Origin of the sequence: Methylomonas sp. LL1 (assembly GCF_015711015.1) — a bacterium.
Taxonomy (GTDB): domain Bacteria; phylum Pseudomonadota; class Gammaproteobacteria; order Methylococcales; family Methylomonadaceae; genus Methylomonas.
Genome location: NZ_CP064653.1, coordinates 2,261,423 through 2,278,192, shown reverse-complemented (window position 1 = coordinate 2,278,192; position 16,770 = coordinate 2,261,423). Strand labels below are relative to the sequence as shown.

At 50.2% G+C, this 16,770-nt stretch carries 19 protein-coding genes; 17 read left to right on the top strand and 2 right to left on the bottom strand.

The genetic code is table 11. The features are described 5' to 3' along the window. Window positions 1-31: 31 nt before the first annotated feature. Window positions 32-193, top strand: coding sequence for a hypothetical protein (locus tag IVG45_RS10625; RefSeq protein WP_196437779.1), 162 nt, complete (start codon window positions 32-34; stop codon window positions 191-193). A 116-nt stretch (window positions 194-309) separates the two neighbouring features. On the opposite strand, the gene IVG45_RS10620 is transcribed toward IVG45_RS10625, so the two are convergent. Beyond that, window positions 310-1,008, bottom strand: coding sequence for a ComF family protein (locus IVG45_RS10620; protein WP_196437778.1), 699 nt, complete (start codon window positions 1,006-1,008; stop codon window positions 310-312). 72 nt (window positions 1,009-1,080) lie between these two features. On the opposite strand from IVG45_RS10620, the gene bioB reads away from it, so the two are divergent. From bioB to IVG45_RS10570, 10 genes are all read left to right on the top strand, one after another. Beyond that, window positions 1,081-2,070: a biotin synthase BioB gene (gene bioB, locus IVG45_RS10615; RefSeq protein ID WP_196437777.1), complete on the top strand. Its 990-nt coding sequence runs from the start codon at window positions 1,081-1,083 to the stop codon at window positions 2,068-2,070. After that, window positions 2,070-3,230 (top strand): 8-amino-7-oxononanoate synthase, encoded by a 1,161-nt coding sequence (bioF, locus tag IVG45_RS10610; protein WP_196437776.1) that lies wholly within the window; start codon window positions 2,070-2,072, stop codon window positions 3,228-3,230. Before bioB ends, bioF begins: the two co-directional genes overlap by 1 nt. Further along, window positions 3,227-3,988 carry a pimeloyl-ACP methyl ester esterase BioH gene (bioH, locus tag IVG45_RS10605; protein WP_196437775.1) on the top strand — a complete coding sequence of 254 codons (762 nt, stop codon included), beginning with the start codon at window positions 3,227-3,229 and terminating at the stop codon, window positions 3,986-3,988. The genes bioF and bioH overlap by 4 nt, the downstream gene beginning before the upstream one ends. Further along, window positions 3,985-4,776: a malonyl-ACP O-methyltransferase BioC gene (gene bioC, locus IVG45_RS10600; protein WP_196437774.1), complete on the top strand. Its 792-nt coding sequence runs from the start codon at window positions 3,985-3,987 to the stop codon at window positions 4,774-4,776. Before bioH ends, bioC begins: the two co-directional genes overlap by 4 nt. 2 nt (window positions 4,777-4,778) lie before the next feature. Then, window positions 4,779-5,438: a dethiobiotin synthase gene (gene bioD / locus IVG45_RS10595; protein WP_196437773.1), complete on the top strand. Its 660-nt coding sequence runs from the start codon at window positions 4,779-4,781 to the stop codon at window positions 5,436-5,438. Window positions 5,439-5,527: 89 nt separating this feature from the next. Then, window positions 5,528-5,923, top strand: coding sequence for a bacteriohemerythrin (locus IVG45_RS10590; protein WP_196437772.1), 396 nt, complete (start codon window positions 5,528-5,530; stop codon window positions 5,921-5,923). Between the two features lie 374 nt (window positions 5,924-6,297). After that, window positions 6,298-7,296 carry a cytochrome c oxidase subunit II gene (gene coxB, locus IVG45_RS10585; RefSeq protein WP_230874833.1) on the top strand — a complete coding sequence of 333 codons (999 nt, stop codon included), beginning with the start codon at window positions 6,298-6,300 and terminating at the stop codon, window positions 7,294-7,296. A gap of 53 nt (window positions 7,297-7,349) precedes the next feature. Next, entirely contained in the window at window positions 7,350-8,966 is a 1,617-nt protein-coding gene (ctaD, locus tag IVG45_RS10580; protein ID WP_196437770.1) for a cytochrome c oxidase subunit I, read from the top strand. Window positions 8,967-9,118: 152 nt separating this feature from the next. After that, window positions 9,119-9,661 (top strand): cytochrome c oxidase assembly protein, encoded by a 543-nt coding sequence (locus tag IVG45_RS10575; protein ID WP_196437769.1) that lies wholly within the window; start codon window positions 9,119-9,121, stop codon window positions 9,659-9,661. A gap of 14 nt (window positions 9,662-9,675) precedes the next feature. Next, entirely contained in the window at window positions 9,676-10,551 is an 876-nt protein-coding gene (locus tag IVG45_RS10570) for a cytochrome c oxidase subunit 3 (protein WP_196437768.1), read from the top strand. Between the two features lie 59 nt (window positions 10,552-10,610). Here the strand turns inward: IVG45_RS10570 and IVG45_RS10565 are convergent, their stop codons facing one another. Beyond that, window positions 10,611-10,880, bottom strand: a complete 270-nt coding sequence (locus tag IVG45_RS10565) for a twin transmembrane helix small protein (protein WP_196437767.1) — start codon at window positions 10,878-10,880, stop codon at window positions 10,611-10,613. Between the two features lie 85 nt (window positions 10,881-10,965). Here IVG45_RS10565 and IVG45_RS10560 point away from each other — a divergent pair, with 85 nt between their 5' ends. The 6 genes from IVG45_RS10560 to ftsX are packed head-to-tail and all read left to right on the top strand — an operon-like array spanning window position 10,966 to window position 16,770. Next, complete coding sequence (locus IVG45_RS10560; protein WP_196437766.1) at window positions 10,966-11,712, top strand: SURF1 family protein; 747 nt, start codon at window positions 10,966-10,968, stop codon at window positions 11,710-11,712. Next, entirely contained in the window at window positions 11,696-12,286 is a 591-nt protein-coding gene (locus IVG45_RS10555) for a hypothetical protein (RefSeq protein WP_196437765.1), read from the top strand. The genes IVG45_RS10560 and IVG45_RS10555 overlap by 17 nt, the downstream gene beginning before the upstream one ends. 4 nt (window positions 12,287-12,290) lie before the next feature. Continuing rightward, the gene (gene ftsY / locus IVG45_RS10550; protein WP_196437764.1) at window positions 12,291-14,258 is read left to right on the top strand and encodes a signal recognition particle-docking protein FtsY; all 1,968 of its coding nucleotides are present in this window, start codon (window positions 12,291-12,293) and stop codon (window positions 14,256-14,258) included. Window positions 14,259-14,284: 26 nt separating this feature from the next. Further along, window positions 14,285-15,103 (top strand): hypothetical protein, encoded by an 819-nt coding sequence (locus IVG45_RS10545; RefSeq protein ID WP_196437763.1) that lies wholly within the window; start codon window positions 14,285-14,287, stop codon window positions 15,101-15,103. A gap of 45 nt (window positions 15,104-15,148) precedes the next feature. After that, complete coding sequence (gene ftsE / locus IVG45_RS10540) at window positions 15,149-15,805, top strand: cell division ATP-binding protein FtsE (protein ID WP_196437762.1); 657 nt, start codon at window positions 15,149-15,151, stop codon at window positions 15,803-15,805. Between the two features lie 2 nt (window positions 15,806-15,807). Beyond that, on the top strand, window positions 15,808-16,770 hold the full coding sequence (gene ftsX / locus IVG45_RS10535; RefSeq protein WP_196437761.1) for a permease-like cell division protein FtsX: 963 nt from the start codon (window positions 15,808-15,810) through the stop codon (window positions 16,768-16,770).

The window sequence follows — 16,770 nt, the reverse complement described above, 5'->3', positions numbered from 1 at the left end:
TAATCGACTGAATTCAGTCTTGGACGCAGAAATGAACACATCAAACAACCTGTATAGAGATATCGCGACCGGCCTGTTCTTTACTATCGGCGTGTTCGGCTTCATGTCGGGTGAATTTATGATTTCCACCTTGTTATTCGGCGCGGCTTCGCTTTCCAGCAACCTGAATTTGGATAACGCGTTGCGCTCGTAATTGATTTTTCTGTAACACCCTCGTTGTTTACCTCGTAGTACCTACACTCCGCGGCCTCCGATTGTATAAATCGGGGGCTTTTTTTTGCGTGAGCTGTTGAGTTGATAAGCGCTGTTTCAAGCCCTGGCGCAAACCCAAACATCCACCCGGTTAACGCCTTGTCTTTTCAGTTCGATCGCCAATGCGCCGATAGTGGCACCGGTGGTCATTACATCGTCGACAATGGCAACGTGTTGATACGCTAAGGGCTTGGCCGCCGAAAATGCTCGCCGCATGTTTTTTAGGCGTTGTTTGGCCGGTAACTCGGTTTGATGGGCGGTATCCCGGTCGCGGATGCAAGCATTTAAAAGTAGCGGGATCGATAATTGGCTGGACAGATGGCGAGCGATTTCTATGGCTTGATTGAAACCGCGCTGCCGGTAACGGTTGCGATGCAGCGGTACCGGGATGATGCATTCGGGCAGTTCGGCGGTTTCGGCCAGATAACGGGCCAGCAGCGTGCCCAGCAGGCGGGCATGTTTATAGTGCCGATGAAATTTAAGTTGGGTTATCAGATAGCGCAGGCTGTCGTCATACAAAAAAGGCGCGTGGGTTTCATCGAAGCTGGGGCTTTTCCTTAGGCAACGGCCGCACAACTGCGGCGCGCTGATCGCCATGTCAAAAGGTTGGCCGCAACGGTAGCAACAATCAAGGTTTCTAGGCAAATCGTCAAAACAGGCTTTACATAAGTCCAGACCGGCAAATCCCGCCTGTCCACACAAGATACAGCATGGCGGTAGCAATTTGTTCTGTATAATATTCAGCCAGTTGTTCACTTAATATTTTTTGAAAGGTTGATAAGCGGTAGAATTTGCCGTTTTGTCTGCGATTGTTTGGAGATTACCAGAATGTCAGTCACCCCGGAATCGATTAAGGTCGATGCATCGCTACGCCATGATTGGCGCTTGGCCGAAATTGAAGCGTTGTTTGCGTTGCCGTTCAACGATTTGCTGTTCAAGGCTCAAACCGTGCATCGGGTCTATTTCGATCCCAATGAAATACAAGTCAGCAGTTTATTGAGCATCAAGACCGGTTCTTGTTCGGAAGATTGCGGCTATTGCCCGCAGAGCGCCCGTTACGATTCGGATTTGAATCCAGAGGCCTTGATGCCGGTGGATGCGGTCTTAAAAGCCGCCCAGCAAGCCAAACAGCAGGGTGCGTCCCGCTTTTGCATGGGCGCGGCCTGGCGTAGTCCGAAGGATAGGGACATCGAACGCGTGGTGGAAATGGTGCAAGGCGTCAAGGCGCTGGGCATGGAAACCTGCGTGACTTTGGGGATGTTGACCGACACACAGACTCTGGCTCTGAAAGACGGTGGCCTGGATTATTACAACCATAATCTGGATACCTCCGAGGATTATTATTCGGAAATCATCACCACTCGGACTTACCAAGACCGATTGGATACTCTGGAGCGAGTGCGCGAGGCCGGCATCAATGTCTGCTGTGGCGGCATCGTCGGTATGGGCGAGTCTGAAACCGATAGGGCCAAGTTGCTGTTGCAACTGGCCAATATGCCCAAGCATCCGGAAAGCGTGCCTATTAATATGTTGGTACAAGTCGAGGGTACGCCGTTGCACGGTGTCGAGTCGTTGGACCCTTTGCAATTTGTCCGCACCATTGCCGTGGCCCGGATATTGATGCCGCAATCGCGGGTGCGCCTGTCGGCCGGCCGCAAGGATATGAGCGACGAGATGCAGGCCTTGTGCTTCCTGGCCGGCGCCAATTCGATTTTCTACGGCGACAAGCTACTGACCACCGACAATCCGATGACCAACCACGATCGGCAATTGTTCGATCGCTTGGGGGTGCGGATGGGCGGTTCCAGCTACGCCTGATGAGTAACGGCTTTTACGATTTTTCCGGCCAACTGCAACAGCTCAAGCAACAAAACCTATATCGGAGCCGCCGCGTCGTCGAGGGGGCGCAAGCTGTGTTGTTGCAAGTCGACGGCCGGCGGGTTGTCAATTTTTGCAGCAATGATTATCTGGGTTTGGCCAACCACCCCGGCGTGGTGGCGGCGTTTCAACAGGCCGCCGATCGGTATGGCGTCGGTAGTGGTTCCGCGCATTTGATCTGCGGTCACAGCAATGCTCATCATGCCTTGGAAGAAGAATTGGCTGAGTTTACCGGACGGGAACGGGCCTTGCTGTTTTCCACCGGTTACATGGCTAACCTGGGCGTGATTTCGGCGTTAATCGGACGGCGCGATTCGGTGCTGGAAGATCGCTTGAATCATGCCTCGTTGCTCGATGGCGGTTTGTTGTCACGGGCCCAGTTTAAGCGCTACCGGCATGGCGATAGCCTGGATTTGCAAGCCAGACTAGCCGAATGTAGCGCTAAGACCTTGATCGTCAGCGATGGCGTGTTCAGCATGGACGGTGATTTGGCCGATTTGCCGAGGTTGGCTGATTTGGCTAAACAGCATCAGGCCGGATTGATGATAGACGATGCGCATGGCTTTGGCGTGCTTGGAAAATCTGGCGCTGGCGTAGTCGAACATTTCGGCTTGAGCCAACACGATGTGCCGATTCTGATGGGTACCTTGGGCAAGGCTTTCGGCACCTTTGGCGCTTTTGTGGCCGGTTCCGACGACTTGATAGAACTGTTGATCCAGAAAGCCCGAAGCTACGTTTTTACCACCGCCATGCCGGCGGCGCTTGCTGAAGCGACGCGGGTCAGTTTGCGCCTATTGCAAACCGAAAGCTGGCGCCGCGATAAATTGCACAGCCTGATTGACCGTTTCAGGGCCGGAGCTAGTCAGCAAGGTTTGGAATTGATGAATAGCTTCACGGCTATCCAGCCCATATTGATCGGTGACAGCCAAACAGCGCTAGCCATCAGTTCGGCATTATTGGAGCAAGGCTTTTGGTTGTCGGCGATTCGGCCGCCGACGGTTCCGGCTGGAACCGCCCGTTTGCGGGTGACGCTGTCGGCCGAGCATGAAATTGAGCAAGTCGATGCCTTACTGGATGCGCTGGGCAAGGTGATGGCGTGACCCAAATTCATACCGAAACTTATGGACAGGGTCCGGTTCTAGTGATGATACATGGCTGGGCCATGCATAGCGGCGTCTGGCGTGAGTTCGCCCGGCGGCTGGCGGGGCATTGTCAGGTGATTTGTGTCGATTTGCCGGGGCATGGCCGTAGCGAGGCGATTGCCCCGTATACCTTGCGCCAAGTCAGCGACGCCTTGCTGAAAGCCATTCCTGTGCCGAAATTTACTTTGTTGGGTTGGTCGTTGGGAGCGACGGTGGCAATGGATATGGCCGATCGCTATCCGGAACGGGTCAAACGTCTGATTGTGTTGGCCGGCAATCCGCATTTTGTCGATAAACAGGATTGGCCGGGAGTTAAGGCGGATGTTCTGGACGGTTTTGCCGAATTACTGAAGGGTGATGTGCAGCAGACTCTGGTTCGATTTTTGGCATTGCAAGTCAACGGCTTGTCGCATGGCAAACAGTTGCTGCAGACATTGAAGTTGGCGATGCAAGAATGTCCGCCACCGCGTTCGGAAGTGTTACTGGCCGGTCTGCGGATTTTGAAAACAAGCGATATGCGCGAGTTTATGTTGAGCAATCGTCTGCCGGTCAGCATGATTGTGGGCGACAAGGACATGCTTATACCGCCGGCCAGCGGGCTATTGTTGCGGCGACTGAATCCCGGCATCGATCTGCATCTGCTGGAGTCGGCCGGGCATGCGCCGTTTTTATCCCATGCGGAACAACTGATCTCGGTCATCGGCCCGATGGTATGAGCAGCGAATTGAATCTGGATAAAGCCAAGGTCAGGCGTTCGTTCGCCGCCGCGGCAGACAGTTACGACGGTTTGGCCGATCTGCAGCGACGGGTGGGGCTGGAATTGCTGCGCCGGTTTCCGTTGGAACGGCGGCAAGGGGCGTTGGTCGATTTAGGCTGTGGAACCGGGTTTTTGACGCATCAGGTGGCGTCCATTATCGGCGGTCGGCAATTGATTGCCGTGGATATTGCGTTGCCGATGTTGCTGGCCAGTCGCCGGAAATACCCGGATATGCCGGCTAGCTATCTGTGCGCCGATGCCGAAAACCTGCCGTTTGTTAAGCATGGCATCGCGGGCATTTATTCCAATCTGGCCTTGCAGTGGGCACGGGATTTGCCGGCCGCATTCGCTGGTTTTAAGCGGGTGTTACAAGCCGATAGCCAGCTGGTTTTTGCTATCTTCGGCCCCGAAACCTTGCGGGAATTGAAGGCGGCGTGGGCAATGGTCGATGATTTTGTCCATGTCAATACTTTCCATGCCGCCGATGACCTGGAGCATTTTCTGCGGGCGGCGGGGTTTAGCGATATTCGGTTGGAAAGGCGGCTTTATCAACCGGCTTATCCGAGCGTGCGGGCGCTGATGCGGGAATTGAAAGGCATAGGCGCGCACAACGTCAATCGCGGTAGAAATCCCAAGTTGACCACTAGAGCCCAGTTGCAAAAAATGGTCAGCCAGTATCAAGAACAAATGACGGGTCGAGACATCATCGCCAGTTACGAGATTATATTTGTGCGAGCTCGGAGCTGAACATGTCGGAAGGGTTTTTCATTACCGGCACCGATACCGATGTCGGCAAAACCTGGGCCAGTCTGGCGTTGATGCGCGCATTGCAGAAACAAGGCCGGACGGTAACCGGCATGAAACCGGTGGCCGCGGGTTGTGAATGGCAACAGGATGGCTGGAAAAATCAGGATGCTTTATTGCTGCAACGCCATGCCTCGCTCGCGATGGATTATCGGACAGTCAATCCGTATGCTTTTGAATTGCCGGTTTCGCCGCATATCGCCTGTGGTGATGTCGAGGTTGAAATTGAAGTTATCCTGCAAGCCTATCGAAGTCTGCATGCCGTTAGTGATAGTGTGTTGGTGGAAGGCGCCGGAGGCTGGCTGTCGCCGTTGAGCCGACAACTGGACAACGCCGGATTGGCGATGGCCTTGCGGCTGCCGGTGGTTTTGGTGGTCGGCATGCGCTTAGGCTGTATCAATCATGCCCGGTTAACTTATCAAGCCATCGTGGCTTCGGGACTGGTGTGTGCCGGCTGGGTGGCGGTTGGGATCGATCGGTATCTGTTGGAACTTCAAGCGAACGTAGTATTTTTGCAAGGCCATATCCGGGCGCCGTTGCTGGGTATATTGCCGTATTTGGAACAACCTGATTTTGATTTTCTGGCAACCCGTGTCAGTCTCTGAATCTGAAAATTGTTTGATTTAGATCAATAATTAACGGCGTCGTTATGATGACAATGCAGCCTCCTAAAAAAATAACTCGGAGGTATGCTATGGCGTTAATCACTTGGACTGCTGCGCAATATGGAACCAATGTAGGTTTTGCCGACCAGGAACATCAAACCCTGTTTGGCCTGTTAAACAAATTATATGACGATGCCACCGGCGGTGCGCCTCGTACTACCATTGGCGCATCGCTGGATGCATTGATCGCTTATGTGGTGGATCATTTTGCTCACGAAGAAAAGGAAATGGTCGCAAAAGGCTTTGGCGGTTATGATCGCCATAAAGCAGAGCATGAAGCGTTGATTGGTATCTGCGCTGATTTGCAAAAAAAGTTCCATGCGGGTCAAGCAGAAGTGACTGATGAAGTGGGTCAAATGGTGAAAAGTTGGCTGGATAGTCATATTCCAACCTTTGATATGGCATATTCCGAAGCATTGAAGTAAATAAATAGTTTTATAATCGGAAACAAAGGCCTGCGAATAGGCATATTCGCGGGCCTTTTTTATGTTAATTAGTAGATCGGGAAAAGCTCTTCTGGTTTAGCGAAGAGTCATGGGTTAAAATTAACCGGTTAATTTGTGATAATTTTCGGTAAATGGAATAGTCGTCTGCTCGATTGCAGACCGCAAAATTACAATAAGATATACGCATACAAGTTTATAACTACAATCGAGGAGGCTGCTCCGTGAAGAAAACAAAGCAACTGCTCGCGTGTTTGGTTCTGATGGCCCTGGGCCTCGGAACCGCGCAGGCGGACTACACACTTAACCTCGTGAAAGGGGTGACGCAACTTAGTAATGAAGTTTATGATCTACATATGCTCATTCTTTGGATTTGCGTGTTCATTGGTATTGGTGTATTCGGCACCATGTTTTATTCGATTTACCATCACCGTAAATCCAAAGGTCATAAAGCCGAGCAGTTTCACGAAAATACCACTGTCGAGATCATCTGGACTATCATTCCTACCTTGATTTTGGTGGCAATGGCAATTCCAGCGACTAAAGCCGTGATTGATCTGGACAAGGTGCAAGAGTCCGAAATGAGCATCAAGGTCACCGGTAAGCAATGGTACTGGGATTATGAGTACCTGGATAACGGTGTTCACTTTGAAAGCCATCTTGACGAAGCCAGCGAAAAAGTTCACCGGGTTAGCAGCATGGACCCGCGTTCGGTTCCCAATTATTTGTTGAATGTCGACAAGCCGTTGGTCGTTCCGGTCAAAAAGAAAATCCGCTTCCTGTTTACTTCCGGCGATGTAATCCATTCCTGGTGGGTGCCTGATCTGGGCTGGAAAAAAGACGCCAATCCTGGTTTCGTCAACGAAGCTTGGACTTATGTTGACAAGCCTGGTACTTATCGTGGCCAATGTACCGAGTTGTGCGGACGGGATCACGGCTTCATGCCGGTGGTGGTCATCGCGATGGAACAGGATCAATACGACGCCTGGGTCAAAGCAACTCTCGAAAAACAAAATCAGCCAGCTGATTTGGCTGACCAGACTTACAATTCTTTAATGGCCAAAGGTGAGTCGGTTTATTTGAAAAACTGCGTGGCTTGTCATCAAATTGACGGTAATGGCATTTCCGGTTGGTTCCCCGCTCTGAGAAATAGCGCCAAAGTGACCGGCAACATGGATCAATTGATTGGATTCATCCAGGCCGGAACCAGCAAAATGCCGGCTTTCCGTAAACTGCCTGACAATGAATTGGCGGAACTGATTACTTATATTAGAAACGCACCGGAATTAGGTAACAAAGTGGGTGATGAAATTCAGCCTAATAAAATCACGCCTAAATGGGACGACGATGAGTAAAAGTTTAGCTTTCTTGTCCAACTCATTTTCTAATTTTTGTTGAGGTATAACGTATGACTGCTGTCGTAGCTGAACATGATGATCACCACGATCATCACGATCACGGCCCTGAAAAGGGTGTTTTAAGATGGATCATTACCACTAACCATAAAGACATCGGTACCATGTATCTGGTGTTCGCACTGGCGATGTTTTTTGTCGGTGGCGCCATGGCCTTGATCATTCGTTCCGAATTGTTCGAGCCGGGTTTGCAATTTGTCGATCCTAACTTCTTTAACTCGATGACCACCATGCATGCGCTGGTGATGGTGTTCGGGGCGGTGATGCCGGCATTCGTCGGCTTGGCCAACTGGATGATTCCGATGATGATCGGCGCTCCCGACATGGCCTTGCCGCGGATGAATAATATGAGTTTCTGGATGTTGGTAGCCGGCGTGCTACTGATCGCCAGCACTCTGTTTATGGAAGGCGGTGCACCAGCTTCCGGTTGGACGCTGTATCCGCCGTTGGTCCTGCAAACCGGGAAAGCCCTGCCCTTCGCTATTTTTGCGGTGCATTTGCTGGGTATTTCATCCATCATGGGCGCGATCAATATCATTGCGACGATTTTCAACATGCGCGCCCCCGCCATGACCTTGATGAAAATGCCGTTGTTCGTCTGGACCTGGTTGATTACTGCATTTCTGTTGATCGCGATCATGCCGGTATTTGCCGGTGCGGTGACCATGTTGTTGACCGACCGTTTCTTCGGAACCAGCTTTTTCGACGCGGCCGGCGGCGGCGACCCAGTGCTGTATCAGCATATTTTCTGGTTCTTCGGTCACCCTGAAGTGTATGTCATGATTCTGCCGACTTTCGGCGTGGCTTCAACCATTATTCCGGTGTTTGCCCGTAAACCCTTGTTCGGTTACGCCTCCATGGTGTATGCGACTGGCGCGATTGCCTTCCTGTCGTTCATCGTTTGGGCCCACCACATGTTTACCGTCGGCTTGCCGATTGCCGGCGAGTTGTACTTCATGTATGCCACCATGCTGATCGCGATTCCGACCGGCGTGAAAGTGTTCAACTGGACCGCGACCATGTGGAAAGGTTCGATGACTTTTGAAACACCGATGTTGTTTTCGATTGCTTTCGTGGTGCTGTTTACCATGGGCGGTTTCACCGGTTTGATGATGTCGGTGGCTCCGGTTGACTTTCAATATCACGATACCTACTTCATCGTTGCACACTTCCATTACACCTTGGTACCTGCTTCGGTATTCATTCTGATGGCTGCGGGTTATTACTGGTTGCCGAAATGGACCGGTAATATGTACAACGAAAAAATCGGTAGACTGCATTTTTGGTTGTCGGCGGTTTCGGTCAACATTTTGTTCTTCCCGCAACATTTTCTGGGACTGGCCGGTATGCCGCGCCGTATTCCGGATTATGCCATCCAGTTCGCCGATTGGAACATGGTCTCCAGTATTGGTGCGTTCATTTACGGTTTCAGCCAATTGCTGTTCGTCTATATCGTTATCGATACCATTAGAGGCGGTACCGGCGAGAAAGTAACCGACGAAGTATGGGAAGATGCCAGCAAACACAGTCTGGAATGGACCGTGCCTTCTCCGGCTCCATACCATACTTTTGCTACCCCACCTGCAAGCATTCCGACCGAGCATTTTTAAGGTTGGATAATAATGAGGCTGCACCCCCATCCTTAAAAGTTGGGGGTTCCTGAAAAAATGGATACCAAGAAAAAAAATATCCTGACCGCCGTGCTGTTGATAGCGGTGGCATTAACGATATATGTATTTGCCGTGATGAAGGCGATTTCGCAATGAGCGAGGAGTTGCAACGGAAGAACACGAAATTGGTTAAAAAACTGGTGATAGTGGCCCTGCTGATGTTCGGTTTTGGTTATGCACTAGTGCCTCTATACGATGTGTTATGCGATATCACCGGACAAAACGTAAAGTTGCAGGAATCGGCGGAGGCGGAATCCAAGTTTGTAGTTGATGAAAGTAGAGAGGTTACGGTTGAGTTTGTGACTTCGATTAACGAATCAACTCCGCTGGATTTTCGAGTGGAAACACGCAGTATGAAGGTTCACCCTGGTCAATATTACACGGTGAATTTTTATGCCAAAAACAATCTGGCGACACAACTGAAAGCCCAAGCCATTCCGAGTATTTCGCCCGGACTTGCCGAAGAATTTTTTAAAAAAATACAGTGTTTTTGTTTCGAACTGCAAACGTTCGAGGCTCATGAAGAAAAGACCATGCCGGTTCGGTTCGTGGTCAATCCGAAACTGCCGGAACGTTATAAAACCATTACATTGTCGTATACTTTTTTTGATAAAACTAACAACACTGAAAACTAATAAAGGGGAAGGTTATGTCTACAAACGACGCTTATTACATCCCGCATAAGGCGGTCTGGCCGGTGATGGCTACCGCCGGCTTGATGTTTATGCTGGCTGGATTTGCAAACTATTTAAATGGTTCATCGATCGGTTCGGGCATGATGCTGACCGGTTTCGTCACATTCCTGGTGATGCTGGGTTTTTGGTTTGCCTTGCAATCGACCGAAAGTGAATCCGGCATGTATAACCACGGCGTGGGTATTTCCTACCGCATGGGCATGATGTGGTTCATCTTTTCCGAAGTGATGTTCTTCGGTGTGTTTTTCGGCGCGCTGTGGTATGCGCGAAATATATCGATACCGCATCTGGGCGAAAGCGGCATGTTGAGTGGCCCAGGCCGTTCAACCCACGATGTATTGTGGCCGGCGTTTCAGGCGGTATGGCCGACCAATGGTCCAGGTAATGTCGGTGGCGAGTTCGAGCCCATGGGCGCATTCGGTTTGCCATTCCTCAATACCTTGCTGCTGCTGTCCAGTGGTGTAACTTGTACCTGGGCGCATCACGGGCTGTTGGCAAAAAATCGCGACCAATTGATCAAGGGCTTGTTGGCGACGGTCGGTTTGGGCTTTTTGTTCGTGGCTTTCCAAGCAACCGAATATTACGAAGCCTACCATGAGATGGGCCTGACCCTGGGTTCAGGTATCTACGGTTCGACCTTCTTCATGTTGACCGGCTTCCATGGTTTTCACGTCTGCGTGGGCGCCATCATTCTGTCGGTGGTGTTGTTCAGAAGTTGGAAAGGTCACTTTACGCCGGAAAATCACTTCGCCTTCGAAGCGGCGGCTTGGTATTGGCATTTTGTCGACGTGGTCTGGTTAGGCTTGTTTATTTTCGTCTACATCATGTAATTGCTGTTACCCTAAAAAAGCGCGTTCCCATGGGTTCGCGCTTTTTTTTTGTGTAAAAGTTACCGAGGGTTTGGGGAGGCTTGTTCGCCTTTTGCCGAATGCGCTTGTTGAATTCTGGAACCGATGCCTTCGGGTTTAAACAACCCGGTCGCAAAAGCCACGAATAATAAAATGAACAGCAGCAAGGATAAGCCTATCCGATAAGTCAGTGCTTTTGCGGTCTTACGCGATTGTTCCGGATCGCTGCTTTTAACCAGATGAAATAAAGCCGAGCCCAAGCTTGCGATAATGGCGATAAAAATAACAACGGCAACAATTTTTATGGTCATGGTAACTATATAAAAGAAACTGGAGTTGTCATTCTGGATGATTCAAGGCGTCTTGCCAATCACTTTAACCCGTATCATAAGCAATATGACCATTAAACTGTTCAACCGGCAATTTCAGTTTTCCCTGCTCGGCTTGAGTCTGTATGTGTTGCTAATGGCTTTGTTATGCAGCTTGGGTTTTTGGCAACTGGATCGGTCGGAACAAAAAAAGCAGTTGTTAATGCAGCAACAACTGGCGTTGGATGCGGGTAGTGTCGATTTGAATCGGCAGTCCATTACAGACGTTGACTCGGTGCGTTATCAAAAAGCCACGCTGACAGGTCGTTACGACAACGCGCATCAATTTCTGCTGGATAATCAGATAATCGACGGCAAGAACGGCTATTTTGTATTAACGCCTTTTTTTCCAGATGGGCCGGGCCGGGCGGTGTTGATCAATCGCGGCTGGCTGGCGCTGGGTAACAATAGAAATCAATTACCTAATGTTGAGATTCAAACCAAACAAGCTCAAGTCGTTGGCCGTATCAATCATTTTCCATCGGTCGGAATCAAACTCAAGGGTGCTGAAATTCCAACCGACAACTGGCCGTCGGTGGTGCAAGTGATAGATAGTAAAGTGTTGTCGCAAAAACTGGGCTACGAACTGGCGAGCTTTCAAATCGAGCTGGAGCCCGCGGCGGAACAGGGTTACAAACGGGAATGGAAAATCAATACCCCAATCCCACCTGAAAAACATCTGGCCTATGCAGTACAATGGTTCGGTTTGGCGCTGACATTAACCGCGCTGTTTATTTGGATCAGCATTAAAAAATCGAGTGAACACACAGCATAAAAAAAATCGCATCACCATTTTGGTGGTTTTTGCGATGTCGATAATCCCGTTTGGCATTGCCTGGTATCTGGCCGATAACCCCGGCAAAATTAAATTAGGCACCAATAAAGGCGATCTGATTACGCCGCCATTAACCACGGAACTAACCGATTTTAGCGGCCACGATAGTTTTTCCGCGGAAAACATCAATGAGCTAAAAGGCCATTGGATTTTAATCAATCTGATGCCGAAAGCGCAGTGCGCGCAAGCTTGTCAGGATGGCTTGTATAAAACCCAGCAAATTAGCTTGATGATGGGCAAGGATATTGCCCGCATTCGTCGCTTGGCCGTGATATTCAATCAAGCCGACCAGCCCTTGCCCAAGCAATGGCAAGACGATGCCCGTCTGTTGAAAACCGTGCCATCGCTAAAATTACGGGAAACCCTGGCTAAAATAGTTAGCAATACCGAGGAAGGTGGTCTGTTGGTGATGGATCCATTGGGAAATCTGATGATGAAATATGCACCCGGCTACGATCCTTATAACGTCAGAAACGACTTAAGCAAGTTATTACGAATCTCTCAAATCGGTTAGACACATGTTTAGAAAATTGACTTTAGTCTGCGCGTTGTTGGCGTTGCTTGTGATTGTAATGGGCGCCTATGTCAGGCTGTCCGATGCCGGACTCGGCTGTCCGGATTGGCCTGGTTGTTACGGCAAGGCCATGGTCAGCGATAGTGTTCAGTTCAAGACCGATGCTCAAGCGGCTTTTCCGGATAGCCCATTGGACACCGGCAAAGCTTGGAAGGAAATGAGCCACCGTTATCTGGCGGCAACGCTGGGTATTTTGATATTGGCGTTGGTGCCGTTGGCCTGGCGTTTGAGGCAGCAGTGTTCGGCCATGTTGAGCTGGGTAGCCGTTTTACTGGTTTTGCTCGCGTCACAAGCGGCCTTGGGCATGTGGACGGTGCATTTGAAAGTCATGCCGGTGGTGGTGACCGCGCATTTATTGCTGGGATTTATCACGTTTTGGGCGATCGCCTGGACTTATTTGAGCAGCAATCGGGATGTCGGCATTCGATCGGCAAAATCCGGTCCGGCTCTGTTTGCATTGTTTGGCATGTTGCTGCTGATCATGCAAATCGGTTTGGGCGGTTGGGTCAGCAGCAACTATGCGGCGCTGGCTTGCACAGATTTTCCGCGTTGCCAGGGAGAATGGTTTCCGGAAACCGGTTTCGCCGACGCTTTTAATATTATGGCCAAGGATGGCGGGTCATTGTCCGCCTCCGGGAAAGTGGCGATACATGCCTTGCACAGGATAGGGGCGTTGATCACCTTTATCGTATTATCGCTGCTGATGCTGTCAGCCACGTCGGAACAGAATCCCAAGTCGGTAAGGCGTAGCGGGGTGCTGTTGAGCATGTTGCTATTAGTGCAGATCGTGTTGGGGATTTTCAGCGTCAAGCACGGCATACCGTTGGTGCTGGCGGTCGCGCACAACGCGGTTGCCGCCCTATTGATGCTGCCATTGCTGGGAATCTATTTCTTCAGCAAATATGCCTTGCCCGGTGAAGAGCAGGCCGAAGCGGAAGCACTGGGTGAAATTCCGGCCGAAAGACTTGAGGTCGTCATTCCGGCGGAACCGGAATCACTGTATCTGAGGCTGAAGTCTCAGCTGAAAAAAACCCGTGGCAGCATAGGCGGCGTTTTAAGCAGTTTGACCATGGGAGAAGACAGGGTCACCCGCGAGTTGTTGGACGATGTGGAAGCCAATTTAATCATGGCCGATATCGGCATCGACACCACAACGCAGATCATTCAGCATCTGAGAGAAAATCTGGAAAAAGATCAGTTGAAAGATGTCGATGCATTGACCGACGCCTTGAAGCAAAACTTGTTCGATATGTTGCTACCATGCAGCCAACCGTTACGAATCAGCAAGCAGGACGGGCCGTATGTGATACTGGTGGTGGGCGTCAATGGTGCCGGCAAAACCACGTCCATCGGTAAGTTGGCCCATCGTTTACAAGCCCAAGGCCATAGCGTGATGCTGGCGGCGGGTGATACCTTCCGTGCCGCGGCAGTGGAACAATTGCAGACCTGGGGTGAGCGTAATAATGTGCAGGTGGTGGCGCAACATACCGGCGCCGATTCGGCCTCGGTGATTTATGATGCGTTGCAATCGGCTCAAGCCAAGGGCGTGGATGTGTTGATTGCCGATACGGCCGGGCGTTTGCATACCAAGTCCAACTTGATGGACGAGTTGAAAAAAATCAAACGCATCATGGCAAAACTGGATCAGACGGCGCCGCATGAGGTGTTGTTGGTGTTGGATGCCGGCACCGGCCAGAATGCCTTGTCGCAGGCACGTCTGTTTAACGAGGCTGTCGATTTGACCGGGCTTGCCTTAACAAAGCTGGATGGTACCGCGAAGGGTGGGGTGATTTTTGCGTTGGCTAATCAATTGCATATCCCGATCCGTTTTATCGGAGTGGGTGAAGCCATAGAGGATTTACAGGATTTTGACGCAAAAGCCTTTGTTGATGCGTTGTTTGTGAAAGACTAAGTTAGAGCCGCCGGATAGATACCTGCGTGGGCCACAAAGACATCATTTCCAAGCAAGTTTTTAAACGGATTTTAATCGATGTTGCGACTTACGTATTCAAATTGGAGCTGGACAAGGTCGAGTTGATAGAAACCGAGCAGCAGCGCGTCGAGGATAGGCGCGCAGACCTGACCGCTAAAGTCAGCGACATAAAGGGATGTTGCTTTATCCTGCATATCGAAATCCAAAATCGAAACAGAAGCGATATGCCGGATAGAATGTTGAGATATTTGACCGATATTCGGTTGAATTATCCGGGCGAAGAGGTTTTTCAATACCTGCTGTATATCGGCCGTGAACGCTTAACCATGCCTGACGGTATTCAAACCCGACAATTGGATTACCATTATGTCGTGGTCGATATGCACGATATAGATTATAAAGTCTTCATGGCCCAGGATACGCCGGATGCTATAGTGATGGCTATCTTGTGCGATTTTCAAGGTCAACCCGCAAGGCAGGTGATTCACGGATTATTGACTAAATTGATCCGACTGACACAACATGATGCCAAACAACTTAGAGAATACATCAGCATGCTGGAAATTCTGGCGAGTAACCGGAATATTGATATCGATATACAGCAGGAGTTTGAAATGTTACACGTAGAAATAGAAAAATTACCCAGTTTTGTAATGGGCGAAAAGAAAGGCATGGAAAAAGGCATGGAAAAAGGAATGGAAAAAGGCGAAAAGCGCAAGGCTTATCTAGTCGCAAAACGCCTGTTATCGCTGAACATGCCGATTGAACAGGTCGCCCAAATTACCGAATTGGAACCGGCTGAAATAGAAAAATTGATTTCATAATTTGGCCGGAAAAAATTCGAGTGTCTATTACAAGTTCATAAAGTCATGCTCAGATTCGAACACGTATGCAAACGTTATCCCGATGCTGGCGACGCACTGATCGACGTCAGTTTTCATCTGAATCGTGGCGAAATGGCGTTTTTGACCGGTCGGTCCGGGGCGGGCAAAAGTACCTTGCTCAAATTAATCGCCATGATGGAGCAATGCACGCGCGGTAACGTGTTGTTGGATGGTAAGGATATCACTCGTATCGGTGATCGCAGAATTCCTTACTTAAGGCGTAATTTGGGATTGATTTTCCAGGATTACAAACTGCTGAACGATAGAACCGTGTTCGACAATGTGGCCTTGCCTTTAGTTGTGGCGGGATATTCGCATCAGGAGGTCGCGCGCCGGGTGCGGGCGGCTTTGGATAAAGTCAGCTTGCTGGGCAAGGAAAGAAAACACCCGTTGGCACTATCGGGCGGCGAGCAGCAACGGGTAGGCATCGCCAGAGCCATCGTCAATAAGCCGAAACTGATATTAGCCGACGAGCCCACCGGTAATCTGGATCCCGATTTGTCGGCCGAGGTGATGTCGATGTTTGAGCAATTCATGCAGGTGGGGGTGACGGTGTTGATCGCCACCCATGACATTGAATTGATCAACCGGCTTGGGCATCGGGTATTGTCGCTCGATAAAGGCCGCTTGGTAGCGAGTTGAGCATGAAACAGACACGCCGCAAACATACCGGACAACGATTGCTGGAAATATTCCAGGCCTATCTGATTAATCATGCCCATGGCTTGTTTTCCAGCCTGGGACGATTGACCCGCACGCCGTTTACCTCGACCATGACGATTTTAGTACTGTCGATCGCCATTTCGCTGGCCGGTTGTTTTTATATTATCGTGGCCAACATTCAGCAGTTGACCGGTAATCTGGAAGCCAGCAATCAGATGTCGCTGTTTTTAAAAGAGCATGTGGCCGAATCGGCCGGGCAAAAATTGGCCGAGCAGTTAACTCAAAACGCTAATATCGAATCGGTAAAATTCATCAGCAAGAATCAGGCGATGGATGAATTCAAAGCCAATAGCGGTTTCGGCGATGCCTTGAACTCGTTGGATAACAATCCCTTACCCAATGTGATCCAGGTGCTGCCGAAAAATGTACTGGATAGCCGGGAAGCGCTGGACAGTTTGATGGCCGAATTTAAACAACTGCCGCAAGTGGAGTTTGTGCAGGTCGATATGCAGTGGGTGGAACGCTTGCAAACCATCGTGTTGATTGCCAGTCGCGGGGTGATGTTGGTGAGTGTGTTGCTCGGTTTTGCGGTAACCTTCATCACCGGCAATACCATCCGCTTGGAACTGCAAAATCGCCAAGATGAAGTATTCATATCCAAACTGGTCGGTGCTACCCACGCATTCATTCAGCGGCCGTTCTTGTACACAGGATTTTGGCTGGGATTTATCGCCGGGTTTTCCGCCTGGCTGATCATCACCATCATGTTGTTGATCCTGGAATCGCCGGTGGAAAAGCTTTCATCCTTGTATAACAGTTCCTTCGAGTTGCTGTTTTTGAGTTTTTCTGAGTTTATTCTGCTGTTGATGATAGCTTCGGCTCTGGCCGTGCTGGGATCGTGGGCAGTGCTGCATTATCAATTACGTCAGATCAAACCGCAGTAA

Bases quoted from the DNA above. Each gene is read 5' to 3' on its own strand.
- IVG45_RS10625 (WP_196437779.1), top strand. From the start codon at position 32: ATGAACACATCAAACAACCTGTATAGAGATATCGCGACCGGCCTGTTC.
- bioB (WP_196437777.1), top strand. From the start codon at position 1,081: ATGTCAGTCACCCCGGAATCGATTAAGGTCGATGCATCGCTACGCCAT.
- bioF (WP_196437776.1), top strand. From the start codon at position 2,070: ATGAGTAACGGCTTTTACGATTTTTCCGGCCAACTGCAACAGCTCAAG.
- bioC (WP_196437774.1), top strand. From the start codon at position 3,985: ATGAGCAGCGAATTGAATCTGGATAAAGCCAAGGTCAGGCGTTCGTTC.
- bioD (WP_196437773.1), top strand. From the start codon at position 4,779: ATGTCGGAAGGGTTTTTCATTACCGGCACCGATACCGATGTCGGCAAA.
- IVG45_RS10590 (WP_196437772.1), top strand. From the start codon at position 5,528: ATGGCGTTAATCACTTGGACTGCTGCGCAATATGGAACCAATGTAGGT.
- coxB (WP_230874833.1), top strand. From the start codon at position 6,298: ATGCTCATTCTTTGGATTTGCGTGTTCATTGGTATTGGTGTATTCGGC.
- ctaD (WP_196437770.1), top strand. From the start codon at position 7,350: ATGACTGCTGTCGTAGCTGAACATGATGATCACCACGATCATCACGAT.
- IVG45_RS10575 (WP_196437769.1), top strand. From the start codon at position 9,119: ATGAGCGAGGAGTTGCAACGGAAGAACACGAAATTGGTTAAAAAACTG.
- IVG45_RS10570 (WP_196437768.1), top strand. From the start codon at position 9,676: ATGTCTACAAACGACGCTTATTACATCCCGCATAAGGCGGTCTGGCCG.
- IVG45_RS10565 (WP_196437767.1), bottom strand. From the start codon at position 10,880: ATGACCATAAAAATTGTTGCCGTTGTTATTTTTATCGCCATTATCGCA.
- IVG45_RS10560 (WP_196437766.1), top strand. From the start codon at position 10,966: ATGACCATTAAACTGTTCAACCGGCAATTTCAGTTTTCCCTGCTCGGC.
- ftsY (WP_196437764.1), top strand. From the start codon at position 12,291: ATGTTTAGAAAATTGACTTTAGTCTGCGCGTTGTTGGCGTTGCTTGTG.
- ftsE (WP_196437762.1), top strand. From the start codon at position 15,149: ATGCTCAGATTCGAACACGTATGCAAACGTTATCCCGATGCTGGCGAC.
- ftsX (WP_196437761.1), top strand. From the start codon at position 15,808: ATGAAACAGACACGCCGCAAACATACCGGACAACGATTGCTGGAAATA.